This is a genomic window from Micromonospora sp. NPDC048839 (assembly GCF_040649915.1).
In the GTDB taxonomy this organism is placed as follows: Bacteria; Actinomycetota; Actinomycetes; order Mycobacteriales; family Micromonosporaceae; genus Micromonospora.
On sequence record NZ_JBEZGL010000001.1, the window covers coordinates 470,954 to 488,236 of the forward strand.

The window sequence follows — 17,283 nt, forward strand, 5'->3', positions numbered from 1 at the left end:
TCCGCCGGCCCCGAGACCACTGCATCCTGGATCGAGCACGATCTTGAGCGGTGTTGCCGCGCGACGGTGTCGGCGCGGGATCGTCCGGCGCGGCGCGGCGCGGCGCGGCGCGGCGCGGACCTGGGCCGGGGTGCGCCGCGGGGGGGCGTGTGCGGGCGGATGCGCGCGGCGCGGACCTGGGCGGATGGGTTCGCGGGCGGGGTGTCGAGCGCGACGCGGCGCGGACCTGGGCGGAAGGGGGTGTGTGTCGGTGGACGGGGATAGGCTTGCGTGGTGCCCCCCCGTCCGGCTGGACGAGGGGCCTCCGTCGTGTGCGTCGACTCCCCGGAAAGGTCTCTCTTGCTCACCGGTCTGTTCTCCGCCGCCCTGGCCGACCCGGCTCTGGCCCGGGCGCGTGACCTGGCGCGCTCCGGTGCCGCCCAGGTCGACGGCCTTGACATCACCGCCCCCGCCGCGCTGCGCCCGTTCGCGGTCGCGGCGGTCGCGGCCGACAACGACGGGGCCGGGCGGCCCGTGCTGGCGGTGACCGCCACCACCCGCGAGGCCGACGACCTGGCCGCCGCGTTGGGTGGGCTGTTGCCGGCGGATCAGGTGGTGGTCTTCCCCTCCTGGGAGACGCTGCCGCACGAGCGGCTCTCCCCACGCTCGGACACCGTGGGTCGCCGGCTGGCGGTGCTGCGCCGCCTCGCGCACCCCGAGTCGACCGACGCGCACGGCGGCACCGGTCCGCTGCGGGTGGTCGTGGCCCCGGTCCGTTCGCTGCTCCAACCGCAGCTCAAGGGGCTCGGCGACCTGGAGCCGGTGCAGCTCGCCGCCGGCGAGGAGGCCGACCTGGAGGAGGTCGCCCACCGCCTCGTCGACATGGCGTACGCGCGGGTCGACCTGGTCACCAAGCGCGGCGAGTTCGCCGTGCGCGGCGGCATCCTGGACGTCTTCCCGCCCACCGACGAGCACCCGTCCCGGGTCGAGTTCTGGGGTGACGAGGTGGAGGAGATCCGCACCTTCGCCGTCGCCGACCAGCGGACCATCGAGCAGGTTCCGTTGCTCTGGGCACCGCCGTGCCGTGAGCTGCTGCTGACCCCGGCAGTCCGCGACCGGGCCGCCGCGCTGGCCGAGCAGCACCCCGAGCTGGCGGAGATCCTGGACAAGCTGGCCGAGGGCATCCCGGTGGAGGGGATGGAGTCCCTCGCTCCGGTGCTGGTCGGCCCCGACTCGCTGGAGCTGCTGCTGGACGCCATGCCGGCCGGCACCCACGTGCTGCTCTGCGATCCGGAGCGGATCCGCACGAGGGCGCACGATCTGGTTCGTACCTCGGAGGAGTTCTTGCAGGCCAGCTGGGCTGCCGCCGCGGTCGGCGGCCTGGCCCCGGTGGACGTCGGTGCCGCCGCCTTCCGGACCCTCGGCGAGGTACGCGCCGCCGCAGGCAGGCTCGGCCAGCCGTGGTGGACGCTGTCCCCCTTCGGATTGGTGGAGGGGGAGACCGCCGAGGCGCGGCAGCCCTGGGAGGACGCGCCGGAGCAGGCCGCCGTCACCCCGGACGACGCCATCGCGGTGACCCTCGCCGCCCAGCCGGCCCCGCTCTATCACGGCGAGACCTCGCGGGTGGTCGAGGACCTCAAGCGTTGGGCCGGCGAGGGCTGGTCGATCGCGCTGGTCTTCGAGGGGCACGGCCCCGCCCAGCGGGCGGTGGAGGTGCTGCGCGACGCCGGCCTGGGCGCCCGGTTGACCGAGGAGGTGCCGACCGCGCCCGTCCCCGGCGAGCTGGTGGTGACCTGTGGTGCGCTGAGCAGCGGGTTCGTCGACGAGGCGTCCCGCTTCGTGCTGCTCACCGGCAACGACGTGACAGGCGGTCGGGGCACCTCGACGCGGGACATGCGCAAGATGCCGAGCCGGCGACGCAACACCATCGACCCGCTGGAGTTGAAGGCCGGCGACCACGTGGTGCACGAGCAGCACGGCATCGGCCGGTACGTGGAGCTGGTGCAGCGCACCGTCAACGGCGCCAGCCGCGAATATCTGGTGATCGAGTACGCGGCCAGCAAGCGGGGCCAGCCCGGCGACCGCCTGTTCGTGCCCACCGACCAGCTCGACCAGCTCAGCCGCTACGTGGGCGGCGAGCAGCCGACCCTGCACAAGATGGGCGGCTCGGACTGGCAGAAGTCCAAGGCCCGGGCCCGCAAGGCGGTCCGGGAGATCGCCGCGCAGCTCATCCAGCTGTACGCCGCCCGCAAGGCGTCCAAGGGCCACTCGTTCGGCCCGGACACCCCCTGGCAGCGGGAGCTGGAGGACGCCTTCCCCTGGCAGGAGACGCCGGACCAGCTCGCCGCGATCGACGAGGTCAAGCGGGACATGGAGCAGACCGTCCCGATGGACCGGCTGATCTGCGGTGACGTCGGCTACGGCAAGACCGAGATCGCGGTACGGGCGGCGTTCAAGGCCGTGCAGGACGGCAAGCAGGTGGCGGTGCTGGTGCCGACGACGCTGCTGGTGCAGCAGCACTACAACACGTTCGCCGAGCGGATGAGTCAGTTCCCGGTCGAGATCCGGCAGCTGTCGCGGTTCCAGACCGCGAAGGAGACCGAGCGGACGATGGAGATGGTCGCCGACGGCACCGTCGACATCGTCATCGGCACCCACCGGCTGCTGCAGACCGCCACCCGCTTCAAGCAGTTGGGTCTCGTGGTCGTCGACGAGGAGCAGCGCTTCGGTGTCGAGCACAAGGAGCACCTGAAGACGCTGCGCGCGTCGGTCGACGTGCTGAGCATGTCGGCCACCCCGATCCCGCGCACCCTGGAGATGGCGATCACCGGCATCCGGGAGATGTCCACGATCGCCACCCCGCCGGAGGAGCGACACCCGGTGCTCACCTTCGTGGGCGCGCAGGACGACCGGCAGGTGGCCGCGTCCATCCACCGCGAGTTGCTCCGCGACGGGCAGGTCTTCTACCTGCACAACCGGGTCGAGTCGATCGACCGGGCGGCGCGGCGGCTGCGGGAACTGGTGCCCGAGGCGCGGGTCGCGGTGGCACACGGCCAGATGGGTGAGGACGCGCTGGAGAAGGTAATGGTCGGCTTCTGGGAGAAGGAGTTCGACGTCCTGGTCTGCACCACGATCGTGGAGTCGGGCATCGACATCCCGAACGCCAACACGTTGATCGTGGAGCGGGCCGACCTGCTCGGCCTGGCCCAGCTGCACCAGATCCGGGGCCGGGTCGGCCGGGGCCGGGAGCGGGCGTACGCGTACTTCCTCTACCCGCCGGAGAAGCCGCTCACCGAGCACGCCCACGAGCGGCTGGCGACCATCGCGCAGCACACCGAGCTGGGCGCCGGCATGTACGTGGCGATGAAGGACCTGGAGATCCGGGGCGCCGGCAACCTGCTCGGCGGCGAGCAGTCCGGGCACATCGAGGGCGTCGGCTTCGATCTGTACGTACGGATGGTCGGCGAGGCGGTCTCCGCGTTCAAGGGTGAGCGGTCGGAGGACGAGCCCGACGTCAAGATCGACCTGCCGATCGACGCGCACCTGCCGCACGACTACGTGAGCGTGGAACGGCTGCGCCTGGAGATGTACCGCAAGCTGGCCGAGGCACGGGACGAGGAGCGGCTGACCGAGGTGGTCGCCGAGATGACCGACAGGTACGGCGAGCCGCCGGCCCCGGTGCAGAACCTGGTGGAGGTGGCCCGGTTCCGCCTGCTGGCCCGCCGGTACGGCCTCACCGACGTGTCCATGCAGGGCAAACACGTGCGGTTCGGTCCGCTGCCGTTGCCGGATTCGAAGCAGATGCGGCTCAAGCGCTACCACCCGGACGCCGTCTACAAGCTGGCCACCGACCAGGTGAGCGTGCCTCGGCCGAGCACCCGTCGGGTCGGCGGGGAGCCGCTGCGGGACCAGGCGCTGCTCCAGTGGTGCGCGCAGCTGCTCTCCGATGTGCTGGGTGCCCCCGCCCCGCTCGCCGTCGCGGCGGGCTGAGGTGGGGGCCGGGGTGCGGTGGGGGCCGTCACAGCACGGACGAGGGCATGAGAGAGTGACGGGCATGCGTGCTCGCCGTGTGATCGCCGCCGCCAGCGTCGCGGCCCTGGGTGTCCTCTCCCTCGCTGCCTGCGGTAAGTCCGCACCGGATGTCGCCGCGTACGTCGGTGACACCACCTATTCGTTGGAGCGGGTCGACGCGATCTACGCCGACGTGCAGGCGAAGTACGGCGACGCGATCCGGCAGCAGGCGGTCCAGTCGGGTGCGTCGCCGTCGCCGGAGCAGTTGCGTTCCACGGTCACCCGTCAGGACGTGGTGGACCTGCTCGTCAGCCTGGATCTGGGCAAGCGGGTGGTGGCGGCGAAGGAACTGCAGGTGCCCGACGAGATCACCCCGCAGCAGCTCGAACAGAACCTGCGGGTGCCGGCCACCACCGAGTACGCCCAGCTCTGGGGCGAGTGGGTCGACCTGCTGCAGGTGCTCAACCAGCAGCTTCCGCCCGCCGATCTGAGCGACGATTCGCTGATGGCCGTCTACGGCGCCCTGGTCAAGACCGGGGCGATCGACGCCGGCATGTCGGTGGCCGACGTCCGCAAGGCGTTCGGCGACGGCGGTTTCGTCCGTACCGCCACCGCCCTCGGTGCCGCGTTGGGCGAGGAGGCCGACCGGGTCGACGTCTCGATCAACCCGCGCTTCCGGGCGGTCGGGGTGCCGTCGTTGGTGAGTACCGGCCAGTCGGTGGTCTTCTACTCGCTGCCGTACATCAGCGAGGACGGCTCGGTCACCGACATCTCCACCCCGGAGCCGGTGCCGTCGACCGACTCCCCGAGTGCCGAGGGCCCCGCACCGGACCAGGGCACGGCCAGCTGAGCATGTCGGCACGGATCGTCCTCCTGGTCACCTCACCCCGGTTGCCGGCCGGCCTGCTGACCTCGGCCGCCTGGGACGTCGTACGCGGGCACCAGGTGTTGACCGGCGCGGAGAGCGAGTTGGCCACGGCCGTGCGCCAGGCGGGCGCCGAGGTGACAGTGGTGGACGGTCCGGCGACGCAACCGTTGCTGGATGCGGTGGCCACGCACGGCACGGTGGTGTGGTTGGCCGGTCCCGCCGGCGACGAGGCGCTGGCTCGGGAGCTGGGGCTGCGACTGGCCCGCCAGCCGGGGTTGGCCGAGATGGAGCTGATGTACGGGTCGTGGGACCCGCCGGGTGCCCGGCTGCTCGACGCGGTGGCCGTGCTGGACCGACTCGCCTCGCCGGGTGGCGACCCGTGGAAGAGGGCGCAGACGCACCGCAGCCTCGCGGGTTATCTGCTGGAGGAGAGCTACGAGGCGTACGACGCGATAAGCGCCGACGACACCGACGCGCTGCGCGAGGAGTTGGGTGACGTCCTGTTGCAGGTGGTCCTGCACGCGCGGCTCGCCGAGGAGTTGCCCGAGGACGAGCGGTGGACCATCGACGACGTGGCGGGCGGCCTGGTCGACAAGATGATCCGGCGTAATCCGCACGTCTTCGCCGGTGCCGAGGCGGGCACCCTCGAGGAGATCACCGAGAACTGGGAGCGGATCAAGCGGGCGGAGAAGGCGCGGAGTTCGGTGCTGGACGGGGTGGCCCTGAGCCAGCCCGCGCTGGCCCTGGCCGCGCAGATCCTGGACCGCGCCGCCCGCAGAGGCATCGAGGTCCCACCGCCGTTGGCCGACACCCAGGTGGATGCCGAAGCAAGGCTGGGCGCGAGCCTCCTGGCCACGGTAGCGGCGGCCCGCGAGGCGGGCATCGACCCGGAAGCGGCCCTCCGCCGCGCCACCCTCGCCTACGCCGAGGCCATCCGCGCCGCCGAGTCCGTCTGAGCCCGCACACCAACGTTGATCATGTAGTTGTTGCCACGACCCCGAGGTCGACGGCAATAACTTCATGATCGACGTAACAGGTGGCAGTGGGTGGGCCGGTCGGTAGGGTGGGCCGGGTGGAGGCGTTTGGGGTACTAGCTGAGCGGGTTGTCGAGGCGCTGCTGGAGTCGCGGCCGGGGGTTGCCACCGCTGCCGGGGACCACCGGTTCGACGACCGGCTACCCGACCTGTCCGTTGACGCGCTGGCCGCCGACCGGGCGATGCTCTCCGACGCGGCCAACGCGCTGTCCGAACTGGACCCGGACTCGCTCGACGTGGACGAGCAGGTCGACCACGCGCTGCTCAGCTCATTCGTGGACCGGGAGCTGTTCGAGCTGACCGAGATCCGGTCGCACGAGTGGGATCCGCTGCGCCACAACCCCGGCGCGCTCCTGCACCCGCTGCTGGCCCGCCCGTACGCCCCGGCGGAGGTGCGGCTGACCCAACTGGCCGGCCGGCTCGCCGCCGTACCGGACGCTCTCGCCACCGCCCGCGCGACGCTGCGGGACATGCCGCGGATCCACGCGGAGACGGCGGTCGGGCAGTTCACCGGCACGGCCGCGCTGATCCGTGACGAGCTGCCGGCACTGCTCGCCCAGGCGCCGAGCACCCACGACCGGGTGGAGCCGGCGGCGACCGCGGCGATCGCCGCGCTTGAGGAGTTCGTCGCCTGGCTGCGCGCCGGCCTGGCCGACGACGCCGCCCCGGGCCGTGACCCGCGACTGGGCCGGCGCCGCTGGGAGGCCCGCCTCTGGCACACCCTCGACACCGAGTTGAGCGCCGCCGAGATCCAGTGCCGCGCCTGGGCCAACCTGGACCGGGTCACCGCCGAGATCCGCGAGGCGGCAGTCGAGCTGGTCGGTGGCCCCGCCGACGACGCGGCCGTCCGCCGCGCACTCGACGTGCTGGCCGCCGAGCACCCGAACGACGCGACGATCGTCGACCTGGCCGGCATCACGCTGGACGAGGCCACCGACTTCGTCCGCGCGCACGACCTCGTCACCCTTGTCGACGACCGGTGCGTGATCCAGGAGATGCCGGAGTTCGCCCGGGGCGTCGCGGTGGCCTACTGCGACTCGCCAGGTCCGCTGGAGACCGCGTCCGTGCCCACCTTCTACTGCATCGCGCCCACCCCGTCGGACTGGCCGGCGCACCGGGTCGAGTCGTTCTACCGCGAGTACAACGACCACATGATCCGCAACCTGACGGTGCACGAGGCCATGCCGGGACACTTCCTCCAGCTCGCCCACGCCCGCCGCTACGTCGGCGGCACCCGGGTCCGGGCCTTGGCCGAGTCCGGGCCGTTCATCGAGGGCTGGGCGGTGTACGCGGAGGAGTTGATGGTCGGGCTCGGCTTCGGCGGCCTCCCGGTGCGGTTGCAGCAGCTCAAGATGCAGCTCCGGATGACCATCAACGCGCTGCTGGACCAGTTGGTGCACGCCGAGGACCTCCCCGAGGCCGAGGCGATGGCGTTGATGACCGAACGCGGCTTTCAGGAGGAGGGCGAGGCGGCCGGCAAGTGGCGCCGGGCGCTGCTCACCTCCACCCAGCTCTCCACCTACTTCGTCGGGTACAGCGAGGTGGCCGAGATCGCCGCGGCCCGCCCGGACGGGGTGTCGGTCCGCGACTGGCACGACGCCATGCTCGCCCACGACTGCCCGCCCCCGCGCCACCTGCGCACCCTGCTGGAGATCTGAGCCCCGCCGCCGCGCGGGGTCAGCGCCGCCGGGTGCTCACCGTCGCGTCGATCAGCCAGCGCGAGATGGAGTACGCGGGCGGCAGCTCCGCCGGCAGCGCATCCAGGCCGAACCACCGGGCCTCGGTCAGCTCCCGGCCATCGACCACCGGCTCGGCGTGCGGGTCAGCGGCACGGGCGGTGAACCCGGCGAGCAGCACACCGGGGCCGGAGATCGCCCACGGTTGGCTGCCGAAGTAGGCCAGGCGGTCCACGGGCAGCCGGACCTCCTCGCCGACCTCCCGGTGCACCGCCGCCTCAAGCGTCTCGCCGGCCTCGACGAAGCCGGCCACCAGCGCCCACAGCCCGGTCGGCCCGGTCGCGTGCCGGACCAGCAGCAGCTCGTCGGCACGACCGGCGGGGCCGGGCCGGGTGATCGCCACCAGTACCGCGGCGGAGAGCTGCATCGGCACGTACAGGCCGCAGTCGGGGCATCGCCGGGCGGTCTCGCCGGGCACGTCGGTCAGCTCGGTACGGCAGGCGCCGCACCACCGGTGGGTACGCCGCCACGTCACCACCGCCAGCGCCCGGCCGGCGAGCGTGGCGTGTGGCTCCGGCACCTCGGCGGCGAGCGAGGCCCAGCCGCGCGCCCGGCCGGGAAGGTCGTCGGCGGTGGCCACGTCGGTGCCCCAGGCGGACACTCCGTCGAGCGTGCCCAGCGGCACCCAGTCGGTGCCGGCGGGCAGGTCGGCGACGCGGAGGGGCTGGCCGTCGGCGCTGGTCAGCAGCTTCGCGCCGGTCACCGGCAGGGCCAGGTCGCCGGGGGCGGGCGGTCGGCTCCGGTCGGCCCCGGGCGTGAACCCGCCGGGCGTGGGCTCGGCCGGTGGGTCGGTCACGAGCCGCCGGGGCGACGGTCCACGACGCCGGCGCCGGCAGGCGGGTCGAACGCGCCCGTGTCGACGGTCGCGGAGTAACGGCTCAGCGCCAGGTCCACCGGCTTGCCGTCGACCGGTCCGGTGAAGCTGCCGAGCACGCCCTCGGTGGTCACGCAGGCGGTGAAGTCGCCGGACGACGAGCCCTGCACCTCGACGCAGGCGGCGTGGTGCCCGGCGACCGTGGTGTCGCTCTGCTTGATGACCGCCTGCGGGTCGAGCGCGGCGGCGGTCAGCAGCCCGACCACCACGGGTGGGGTGGCGAGGCCCTTCTGGTTGGCCTCGCCGAAGAGCGTCACGGTCGGCTTGCTGCCCGGTGTGGGCGGGGCGACAAGCGTGCACTCGGGGCGGGCGCCTGTCGTCGTACACCTGGTGATGGCCTCCGGGGTGACGGTGAGTCGCCCGCCCGGGTAGGTGTACGCGGACCGGGCCGGATCCTGCGCCTGCACGATCGCGGCGCGCTGGCCGCCCGGAAGTTGGTAGTCGGCCGAGTAGGTCAACTCCAGCGCCCGGTCGAGCCGGGCGGCGAGGTCGTTGACGAGTTCCGAGCGACCCATGGCGACTCCGGCGTCCTCGAACGTCTGACAGCCGGTGACCGTGAGCGACGCGATGACCGACACGGCGAGCATGCGGAGGGTGGTCGAGGCGGCGGGCATGACGACCAGCCTGGTGGATCTGGTCCGTGCAGCGCAAACCCGTTGCCGGTTGACGCCCGGAAATCCGGGAATGTCCGTCAACGCGGGGCGACTCGGGTGCGCGGGCGACGCCGTGCCCGTTCGCGCCGCCCGATACGCTGCGTTCAACACCTGCCTCAGCCGCACCGTCGCGGCCCACCCACGGACCGGATCACAACAACGAGGAGCGACTTAGTGGCAACCATCGAGGGAATCGTCGCCCGGGAGATTCTCGACTCGCGGGGCAACCCCACGGTCGAGGTCGAGGTCGGCCTGGACGACGGCACGGTCGCCCGCGCCGCCGTGCCCTCCGGCGCCTCCACCGGCGCCTTCGAGGCGATCGAGCTGCGCGACGGTGACGCCGACCGCTACCAGGGCAAGGGCGTGGAGAAGGCGGTCTCCAACGTCGAAGACAAGATCGTCGACCAGATCATCGGGTACGAGGCCAGCGAGCAGCGGCTCATCGACCAGAAGATGCTCGACATCGACGGCACCGACAGCAAGTCGGAGCTGGGCGCGAACGCCATCCTCGGGGTCTCCCTGGCGGTGGCGAAGGCCGCTGCCGGCAGCGCCGAGCTGAGCCTGTTCCGCTACCTGGGCGGCCCGAACGCGCACCTCCTGCCGGTGCCGATGATGAACATCCTCAACGGTGGCGCGCACGCCGACTCGAACGTCGACATCCAGGAGTTCATGGTCGCGCCGATCGGCGCGCCCACCTTCCGCGAGGCGCTGCGCTCGGGCGCGGAGGTCTACCACGCGCTGAAGTCGGTGCTGAAGAAGAAGGGCCTGTCCACCGGGCTCGGTGACGAGGGTGGCTTCGCGCCGAACCTGCCGACCAACGCGGCAGCCCTGGACCTGATCGCCGAGGCGGTCGAGAAGGCCGGTTACCGGCTCGGCACCGACATCGTGTTCGCGCTCGACGTGGCGGCCACCGAGTTCTTCGACAACGGCACCTACACCTTCGAGGGTGCCGCGAAGTCCGCCGAGGAGATGAGCAACTACTACACCAAGCTGGCCGGTGACTACCCGATCGTGTCGATCGAGGACCCGCTGGCGGAGGACGACTGGAGTGGCTGGCAGACGCTGACCGCCTCGATCGGCGACCGGGTGCAGATCGTCGGTGACGACCTGTTCGTGACCAACCCGCAGCGCATCGCCCGCGGCATCGCGGAGAAGTCCGCGAACGCGGTCCTGGTCAAGGTCAACCAGATCGGTTCGCTGACCGAGACCCTGGACGCCGTGGACCTGGCCCACCGGGCCGGCTTCAAGTGCATGATGAGCCACCGTTCCGGCGAGACCGAGGACACCACCATCGCCGACCTGGCGGTGGCCACCGGCTGCGGCCAGATCAAGACCGGCGCGCCGGCCCGCTCGGACCGCGTCGCGAAGTACAACCAGTTGCTCCGGATCGAGGAGGAGCTGGCCGACGCGGCGCGCTACGCGGGCGCCGGCGCGTTCCCGCGCTACCGTTCGGCCTGAGCGCGCGAAGCCTCGGGGGAGGGGTGTGACGATGCAGCAGCGCCGCACACCGGGTGGTCAACGTCCCGCCCGCCGGCCGGGTCAATCCGGTCGGTCGGGTGGCGGCCGGGCCACCCGGGGATCGGTCCGCGAGACCGGCGTCCGCGCCGAGTCGCGCGGCACCGCTGGTCGGGCTCCGGGCGCGGCCCGGGGCACCGAGGGCGTCCGCTCCGCGAATCGTCCCGCCGCCGCTCGGCGTACTGCCGCCGGTGGCGCCGTCAAGCGGCTCACCGCACCCCACCCCCGTCGCTTCACCGGTCGGGCCACCGTGCTGTTCGCGGTGCTCATCGCGCTCGCGCTGGCCTACACCTACCCGGTCCGTGTCTACCTGGACCAGCAGGCCGACATCGAGCGGATGGAAGCCGCGCAGGCGGTGCAGGAGCAGGAGATCGCGAAGCTCGCCGCCGAGGCCGACAACTGGAAGGACCCGGCGTACATCGAGACCAAGGCCCGGGAACGGTTCTTCATGGGCCGCCCCGGCGAGAAGATGATGGTGGTGCTGCACGACGCCGAGGGCGCCGCCCGAGACGCCGGGAAGTCGGCCGGTTCGGCCGCCCCGGCCGGGCCAACGACCTGGTACGACACGCTCTGGTCGAGCGTGCAGGCGGCGGACAACCAGCAGCCGGGCAAGTGATCCACCGATCGACGCACCAGGAGAGACCGTGACTGTCGTACCACCGTCGGAGCCGGCGGCGGATTCCGTACCCCTGCCGCAGCGTGCGCCGGCCACCGAGGCGGACCTGGCCGCGGTGGCCGCGCAGCTCGGCCGGACGCCCCGGGGCACCCGGGCGGTGGCCCACCGTTGCCCGTGCGGACTCCCGGACGTGGTGGAGACGACTCCCCGTCTCGCCGACGGCACACCGTTCCCCACGCTCTACTACCTGACCTGCCCCCGGGCCACCGCGGCGTGCAGCCGGCTGGAGTCGGCGGGGCTGATGAAGGACATGGCGGACCGGTTGACGACGGATCCCGAGTTGGCCGCCCACTACCGGACCGCGCACGAGGACTACCTCACCCGCCGGGAGGCGATCGGCGAGGTGCCGGAGATCGCGGGAATCTCGGCGGGTGGCATGCCGGGCCGGGTGAAGTGCCTGCACGTGCACCTGGGTCACGCGCTGGGCGCCGGCCCGGGCGTGAACCCGTTCGGCGACGAGACGTTGGCGCTGGTCGAGCCCTGGTGGACGGCCGGCCCGTGCGTGGACGTCCCGGCGGCCGAGTGAACGCGCCGGCCGGGTCCTCGGCACCCGAGAGTCGGATCCTGGTGCGGCGCGCCCGCACCGGGGACGTGCGCGGCATCCGGCAGCTGGTCGACACCTACACCAACGACCGGCGGCTGTTGAGCAAGGCGACAGTCACCCTCTACGAGCAGGTGCAGGAGTTCCGGGTGGCGGTCCGCCCCGCCGACGGCGCGGTGGTGGGGTGCGGTGCGCTGCACGTCATGTGGGAGGACCTGGCCGAGATCCGTACGGTCGCGGTGGATCCGGCCTGTCGGGGCCGACGGATCGGGCACCGGCTGGTGGGCGAGCTGATCGACGCGGCCCGCGAGTTGGGGGTGGCACGGATCTTCGTGCTCACCTTCGAGACGCGGTTCTTCGGCGCGTTCGGCTTTCAGGAGATCGACGGCGCGCCGGTGCCGCAACCGGTGTACGAGCAGTTGCTGCGCTCGTACGACGAGGGTGTCGCGGAGTTCCTCGACCTGGAGCGGGTCAAGCCGAACACGCTCGGCAACACCCGGATGCTGCTGCGCCTGTAGGTCAGGCCTTGCGCGGGTGCGCGGCGAAGAACTCCCACATCAGGTCGGTGGCCGACAGCCCTGCGGAGGAGTCGGCGAGCGAACCGGTCGTCGCCCCCGGCCAACTGTGGCCCATCTCGGGCAGGGTGTAGACGCTCACCTCGCTGCCGTCCTTGCAGCTCGCCAGCGTGTGTGTCACGCCCGGCACCCCGGACGCCTTCGGGCTGGGCTGGCAGGAGAGCCGCTGCTGCCAGGTCTTGATGCCGGTCTGGAACGTCGAGGCGTACCGGTCCTGGCCGCCGATGAAGGTGATCACGGAGACCGGGCTCTTCGGCACGTAGGTCTCGGCCGTGGTCAGTTTTCCGCTGTACCCGCCGCTGACCGCCCCGATCGCGGCGAATTTGCCGGTGCCCTCCACCGCCGCCCGGAAGCTCATGTCGCCGCCGTTCGAGATGCCGGTGAGATAGACCCGATTCGCGTCCGCGTGCCAGGTCTGCACCAGGTGGTCGGTGAGGGCGGTGAGGAAACCGACGTCGTCCGCGTTGCCGCAGCAGATCAGCGCGTTGAAGCCGCCGGCCACCCCGTCCGGGTAGGCCACCAGCACGTTGTCCTTGTCGGCCTTGGCTTCCAGGCCGGCCAGCTCCTGGATGCCGGCGCCGCTTCCGGGATAGAAGTGCAGCGCGATGACCAGCGCGGGTGACCGGCTCGGGTCGTACCCGGGTGGTGCGTGCAGCAGGTAGGTGCGCTCCTGGCCGTTGTGGTTCAGGGTGAGGTCGTGGTCACCCGCAGCCGGGGATTCGCTGGTCGCGGAGGGCGGGGCCGGCGCGGGCCGTCCCCGCTCACCGCAAGCCGCAACCATGGCAATGAGGCAGAGCCCCGTCAACGCTGCCACCATTCGCCGCACGTCGGCCACCCCCCGTAGACCCGACGTCCACTCTGGAGATGGGTCGCTGGTCGATCAACCCTTTCGGCCATGGGCGAAGGGAGGCAGGCTGTGCCTCATGCTTCGTCTCCAGCTCGGGCCGGCCGACCTCTGCCGGGTGCGGTTCGCCGACCGGCTGCATCCGGTCGGCACCGCACTGCTGGCCGGTCAGTGGCTACGGGACCCGACGGTTGCGGCGTTGGCACCGGCGCTGGCCGAGCGGGCGGCGACGGTCGAGCGCACGGGCACCGCGCGGGCCGCCACCGCGACGCTGCGGCACCTGCTCCCCGCCCGGGGGCGCCTGCCGGACTTCGTCACCCCGTGGGCCGGCCTGGAATCGGTCGAGGCCGGCCTGGAGGCGATCCGGGCCACTCCGGCAGGGCGGATCCGGGCCGAGGCCACCGCGTCGTACGCGCAGACGGCTGTCACCCCGCTGCGGCGGCGGTTCGCGGACGCCGACCCGGAGGTGTTGGGCCTGTTCGGCGGGGCCGTCCGCACCTGGTTCGACGCGGTCCTGGCACCACTCTGGCCCGATCTGACCGGCGCGTACCGCCAGCAGTTGACCTGTGCCAGCCATCGGCTGGCGCAGCATGGCCTGGACGGCCTCTTCGCGGGGTTGCACCCGGCGATCCGGTGGCGGGAGCCGGTGCTGGAGGTGCGGACGTGGTGGAGCGGTGACCTGTCCGGCACCGGCCACGGGCTGATCCTGCTGCCCTCCCCGTTGGCCGGACCCCGCCCCCGGGTGCTGGTCCAGCCCGGTCACCCGATCCTGCTCGTCTATCCGACGGTGCTGCCCAGTTTCGGGACCACCGCCGGGGGTGATTCCCTCGGTCGACTGCTCGGCACCACCCGGGCGCTCGTGCTGCGTCGGCTGGCGGTCGACGGCGGGATGACCACCACCGTGCTGTCCCAGGCCGTCGGGATCAGCCTCTCCTCGGCCTCGGAGCACGCCACCGCGCTGCGGTCGGCCGGTCTGGTGGCCAGCGAGCGGGAGGGTGGGGCGGTTCGGCATCACCTGACCGCGCTCGGCGCGCAGTTGTCGAGAGGCTCGTCCGAGGGGTGGCGCCTCGGCCACGCTCCGGGGTGGCCGCCGGCCCTGCCGTAAGGTTGCTGCCGTGACGACGCGTGTGGCGGCCATCGACTGCGGGACCAACTCGATCCGACTGCTGGTCGCGGACCTGCCCGAGGAGTCCACCGGGGCGCCGCTGACCGACCTGACCCGGCGGATGGAGATCGTCCGACTCGGCCAGGGTGTCGACCGCACCGGCCGGTTGGCGCCGGAGGCGATCGAACGGACCCGGGTGGCACTGGCGTCGTACGCGGCCGACATCGAGAAGCTGGGCGCGGAGCGGGTGCGCATGTGCGCCACCTCGGCCTCCCGGGACGCCGCCAACGCCGACGACTTCACCGAGATGGTGCGGGGCACCCTCGGCGTCGCACCGGAGGTTGTCAGCGGCGACGAGGAGGCCCGGCTGTCGTTCACCGGCGCGGTGCGTGGCCTGCCGACCGACGCGAAGGAGCCGTTCCTGGTCGTCGACATCGGCGGTGGTTCCACCGAGTTCGTGGTCGGTGACCGGGCCGCAGGGGTGCGGGCGGCGATCTCGGTGGACATCGGTTGTGTGCGAATGACCGAGCGGCACCTGCCCGGTGACCCGCCGACGTCCGAGCAGGTCAAGGCGGCAGAGGCCGACATCGCGGCCGCGGTGGACCGGGCGCTCGCCGTGGTGCCCGGCCGCGAGGCGGCCACCCTGGTCGGCCTCGCCGGGTCGGTCACCACCGTGGTCGCCATCGCCCAGGGCCTGCGGGAGTACGACCCGGAGCGCATCCACCACGCCCGAGTGTCGTACGAGGCGGTCGCCCAGGTGACGGCGGACCTGCTGGGCCAGACCCGTGCGCAGCGGTTGGCGATCCCGGTGATGCACCCGGGCCGGGCCGACGTGATCGGCGCGGGAGCGCTGGTGCTCCGCGTGATCATGGAGCGGGCCGGAATGCCGTCGGTGGTCGCCTCGGAGCACGACATTCTCGACGGCATCGCCTGGAGCCTTCAGCCAACCACCGCCCGCTAGGCCGTCCAGGGAACGTTGCCGGCGCAGGCGAGCTTGATCAACTCGCCTTCCTTGAAGTCGCGGTGTCCAGGTGCCTCGGATACCCCGACTTCCTGAAAACCGAGTCGATCACGTTCGGCTCAGCGATCCCAACGAACTCGCCCACGGGTTGACGGTAGGTACCGCCGATTGCTTCGCCTTCGTGGGCTGGACCGCCGGGCGGTCTGCTTCCGATTCGATCGGCTCCGAAGGTCTGGACGAATCCGCGCCGGCCGGTTGATCGACTCGTCTTCGGTGAAGTCGCGGTGCCCGGGTCGTGTTGACAGCCCGTTGTGCAGGAATTCGAGTGGATCACGAGCGGGTGCCCCGGCGTGTCGGGGCGTGATCGTTGACGCTACTTCGCATTGCGCAGTAGTGTGCATTGCGTGGACACCACACAGTTGCTGAAGGGCGTGCTCGACATGGCCGTCCTGGCTGTCCTCCGGGAGGAGGACGGCTACGGTTATGACATCCTGCGCCGGTTGCGTGAGGCCGGCCTGGAGGAGGTCGGTGACGCCTCGGTCTACGGGACGCTGCGCCGCCTCTTCGCCGCCGGCCTGCTCACCACCTACGTCGTGCCGAGCGAGTCCGGGCCGCACCGCAAGTACTACTCACTCAACGCCGCGGGGCGCGACCAGTTGACCCGCTCCGGCAAGCTCTGGCGCTCGTTCGCCACCACCATGGACAGTCTGCTCGACGATCGGGGGATGGCGGCATGACCGTCGCGGAGCAGGAGATCACCGACTATGTGGCGCGGGTCCGGGCCGCTCTGGCCGACCTGCCGGCCACGCAACGCGACGAGCTGACCGAGGATCTCGCCGACCACCTCACGGAGGTCGCCGCCGAGGCCGAGGGCACCCTGGTCGAGCGGCTGGGCGAGCCCGAGACGTACGCCGCCGAGCTGCGCGCCGCGGCCGGCGCCGCGCCGGGCGGCGGTGGGCGCAATCTCGACCAGCGGGTCACCGCCGCGCTGGTCCGGCTGCGCGGCCGGCTGAACGCGATCGACACCCGGCTCGGTCCACCCCTGGGGTACGCGCACGCCAGCGACTTCCTCCGCCTGCTGCGCCCCGGCTGGTGGGTGCTGCGCGGCTACCTGGCGGCGATGCTGATCACGGTGATCTCCAGTGGTGGCAACTACTACAACCTGCTGCCCCGCTTTGGTGGAGAGCTGCTCGCCGGCCTGATCATGCTGGTCGGCTTCGTGCTCGGCTCCATCTGGATCGGCCGCCGTCCCACCCAGCTGAGCCGCTGGCCACGTTCGGCGGTGCAGGTCGGCAGCGCGGTGCTGGTGGTGTTCGCGTTCGCCGCACTGATCAATACCGAGGGCCGACTCAACCGCGACTACTACTACGACCAGACCTCGGTCGACAGCCAGTACAGCCAGGTCCGGGACGTGTTCGTCTACGACAGTGAGGGCCGGCTGGTGGAGAACGCCCGGCTCTTCGACCAGGACGGCAACCCGATCCGCCTCGGCTACCCGGACTGTGGTCCGGTCAGCGAGGACGGCAACCCACTGCTGCGGCCGTACCCGTACTGCGTGGGCCGGGCGCCCTTCGGCCCCCGCGGTCCGGCCGGGTCCAATCCCACAGTGACAACACCGCCCGCGACCAGCACGCCCCCGGCCGGCTCGACCAGCACGCCCCCGGCCGGCTCGACCAGCACGCCTACGGCGGAGCCGACCAGCACGCCGCCGGCCGAACCGACCAGCACGCCGTCGAGCGGAACGACGACCGGCGAGCCCTCGGCGGAGCCCACCAAGACACCGAGTCCCACCCCCACGAGTTGAGTCACGGTGTGTGAATTGGATCATGTGGGCGCGGCTGGAATTAACTGAACGGACGAGGCGAGCGGGACGGCACCGGAAATCAATGATCGTTACGGTGTCGTCTGCTC

15 protein-coding genes are annotated in these 17,283 nt (G+C 72.0%); 12 read left to right on the forward strand and 3 right to left on the reverse strand.

What is annotated here, in order from left to right; genetic code table 11:
- Window positions 1-339: 339 nt before the first annotated feature.
- From mfd to AB0C25_RS02290, 4 genes are all read left to right on the forward strand, one after another.
- The gene (gene mfd, locus AB0C25_RS02275) at window positions 340-3,969 is read left to right on the forward strand and encodes a transcription-repair coupling factor (protein ID WP_357368667.1); all 3,630 of its coding nucleotides are present in this window, start codon (window positions 340-342) and stop codon (window positions 3,967-3,969) included.
- Window positions 3,970-4,033: 64 nt separating this feature from the next.
- Window positions 4,034-4,840 carry a hypothetical protein gene (locus tag AB0C25_RS02280; RefSeq protein WP_357368669.1) on the forward strand — a complete coding sequence of 269 codons (807 nt, stop codon included), beginning with the start codon at window positions 4,034-4,036 and terminating at the stop codon, window positions 4,838-4,840.
- Window positions 4,841-4,842: 2 nt separating this feature from the next.
- Window positions 4,843-5,814, forward strand: a complete 972-nt coding sequence (locus AB0C25_RS02285; protein WP_357368672.1) for a nucleoside triphosphate pyrophosphohydrolase — start codon at window positions 4,843-4,845, stop codon at window positions 5,812-5,814.
- Window positions 5,815-5,930: 116 nt separating this feature from the next.
- Window positions 5,931-7,550, forward strand: a complete 1,620-nt coding sequence (locus AB0C25_RS02290; protein WP_357368674.1) for a DUF885 domain-containing protein — start codon at window positions 5,931-5,933, stop codon at window positions 7,548-7,550.
- Between the two features lie 19 nt (window positions 7,551-7,569).
- Here AB0C25_RS02290 and nudC read toward each other — a convergent pair whose 3' ends face one another.
- Entirely contained in the window at window positions 7,570-8,424 is an 855-nt protein-coding gene (gene nudC, locus AB0C25_RS02295; RefSeq protein WP_357368676.1) for an NAD(+) diphosphatase, read from the reverse strand.
- The gene (locus AB0C25_RS02300) at window positions 8,421-9,116 is read right to left on the reverse strand and encodes a hypothetical protein (protein ID WP_357368678.1); all 696 of its coding nucleotides are present in this window, start codon (window positions 9,114-9,116) and stop codon (window positions 8,421-8,423) included. Before AB0C25_RS02300 ends, nudC begins: the two co-directional genes overlap by 4 nt.
- Window positions 9,117-9,329: 213 nt before the next feature.
- Between AB0C25_RS02300 and eno the strand changes: the two genes are divergently transcribed.
- From eno to AB0C25_RS02320, 4 genes are read left to right on the forward strand one after another with little or no spacing between them, the layout of a single operon-like run.
- Window positions 9,330-10,613: a phosphopyruvate hydratase gene (gene eno / locus AB0C25_RS02305; RefSeq protein ID WP_184181511.1), complete on the forward strand. Its 1,284-nt coding sequence runs from the start codon at window positions 9,330-9,332 to the stop codon at window positions 10,611-10,613.
- A gap of 31 nt (window positions 10,614-10,644) precedes the next feature.
- A complete protein-coding gene (locus AB0C25_RS02310) occupies window positions 10,645-11,286 on the forward strand; it encodes a septum formation initiator family protein (protein ID WP_357368680.1) in 642 nt (213 codons plus the stop codon).
- 28 nt (window positions 11,287-11,314) lie between these two features.
- Complete coding sequence (locus tag AB0C25_RS02315) at window positions 11,315-11,872, forward strand: DUF501 domain-containing protein (RefSeq protein ID WP_357368682.1); 558 nt, start codon at window positions 11,315-11,317, stop codon at window positions 11,870-11,872.
- A 35-nt stretch (window positions 11,873-11,907) separates the two neighbouring features.
- Entirely contained in the window at window positions 11,908-12,405 is a 498-nt protein-coding gene (locus AB0C25_RS02320; RefSeq protein WP_357369042.1) for an amino-acid N-acetyltransferase, read from the forward strand.
- A gap of 1 nt (window position 12,406) precedes the next feature.
- Here the strand turns inward: AB0C25_RS02320 and AB0C25_RS02325 are convergent, their stop codons facing one another.
- The gene (locus AB0C25_RS02325; RefSeq protein WP_357368684.1) at window positions 12,407-13,243 is read right to left on the reverse strand and encodes a polyhydroxybutyrate depolymerase; all 837 of its coding nucleotides are present in this window, start codon (window positions 13,241-13,243) and stop codon (window positions 12,407-12,409) included.
- Between the two features lie 142 nt (window positions 13,244-13,385).
- On the opposite strand from AB0C25_RS02325, the gene AB0C25_RS02330 reads away from it, so the two are divergent.
- The 4 genes from AB0C25_RS02330 to AB0C25_RS02345 all read left to right on the forward strand — a co-directional run bounded on the left by AB0C25_RS02330 (window position 13,386) and on the right by AB0C25_RS02345 (window position 17,176).
- Window positions 13,386-14,411: a helix-turn-helix transcriptional regulator gene (locus AB0C25_RS02330; RefSeq protein ID WP_357368686.1), complete on the forward strand. Its 1,026-nt coding sequence runs from the start codon at window positions 13,386-13,388 to the stop codon at window positions 14,409-14,411.
- A 22-nt stretch (window positions 14,412-14,433) separates the two neighbouring features.
- On the forward strand, window positions 14,434-15,372 hold the full coding sequence (locus AB0C25_RS02335) for a Ppx/GppA phosphatase family protein (protein ID WP_357369044.1): 939 nt from the start codon (window positions 14,434-14,436) through the stop codon (window positions 15,370-15,372).
- Between the two features lie 404 nt (window positions 15,373-15,776).
- Window positions 15,777-16,109: a PadR family transcriptional regulator gene (locus AB0C25_RS02340; RefSeq protein ID WP_030328782.1), complete on the forward strand. Its 333-nt coding sequence runs from the start codon at window positions 15,777-15,779 to the stop codon at window positions 16,107-16,109.
- Entirely contained in the window at window positions 16,106-17,176 is a 1,071-nt protein-coding gene (locus AB0C25_RS02345; RefSeq protein WP_357368687.1) for a hypothetical protein, read from the forward strand. The genes AB0C25_RS02340 and AB0C25_RS02345 overlap by 4 nt, the downstream gene beginning before the upstream one ends.
- The last annotated feature ends 107 nt before the right edge of the window (window positions 17,177-17,283 follow it).

What these genes read in the sequence shown, in the direction of transcription:
- AB0C25_RS02330 (WP_357368686.1), top strand. Translation starts at nt 13,386, where the DNA reads ATGCTTCGTCTCCAGCTCGGGCCGGCCGACCTCTGCCGGGTGCGGTTC.
- AB0C25_RS02285 (WP_357368672.1), top strand. Translation starts at nt 4,843, where the DNA reads ATGTCGGCACGGATCGTCCTCCTGGTCACCTCACCCCGGTTGCCGGCC.
- AB0C25_RS02310 (WP_357368680.1), top strand. Translation starts at nt 10,645, where the DNA reads ATGCAGCAGCGCCGCACACCGGGTGGTCAACGTCCCGCCCGCCGGCCG.
- AB0C25_RS02345 (WP_357368687.1), top strand. Translation starts at nt 16,106, where the DNA reads ATGACCGTCGCGGAGCAGGAGATCACCGACTATGTGGCGCGGGTCCGG.
- AB0C25_RS02325 (WP_357368684.1), bottom strand. Translation starts at nt 13,243, where the DNA reads ATGGTTGCGGCTTGCGGTGAGCGGGGACGGCCCGCGCCGGCCCCGCCC.
- AB0C25_RS02280 (WP_357368669.1), top strand. Translation starts at nt 4,034, where the DNA reads ATGCGTGCTCGCCGTGTGATCGCCGCCGCCAGCGTCGCGGCCCTGGGT.
- AB0C25_RS02300 (WP_357368678.1), bottom strand. Translation starts at nt 9,116, where the DNA reads ATGCCCGCCGCCTCGACCACCCTCCGCATGCTCGCCGTGTCGGTCATC.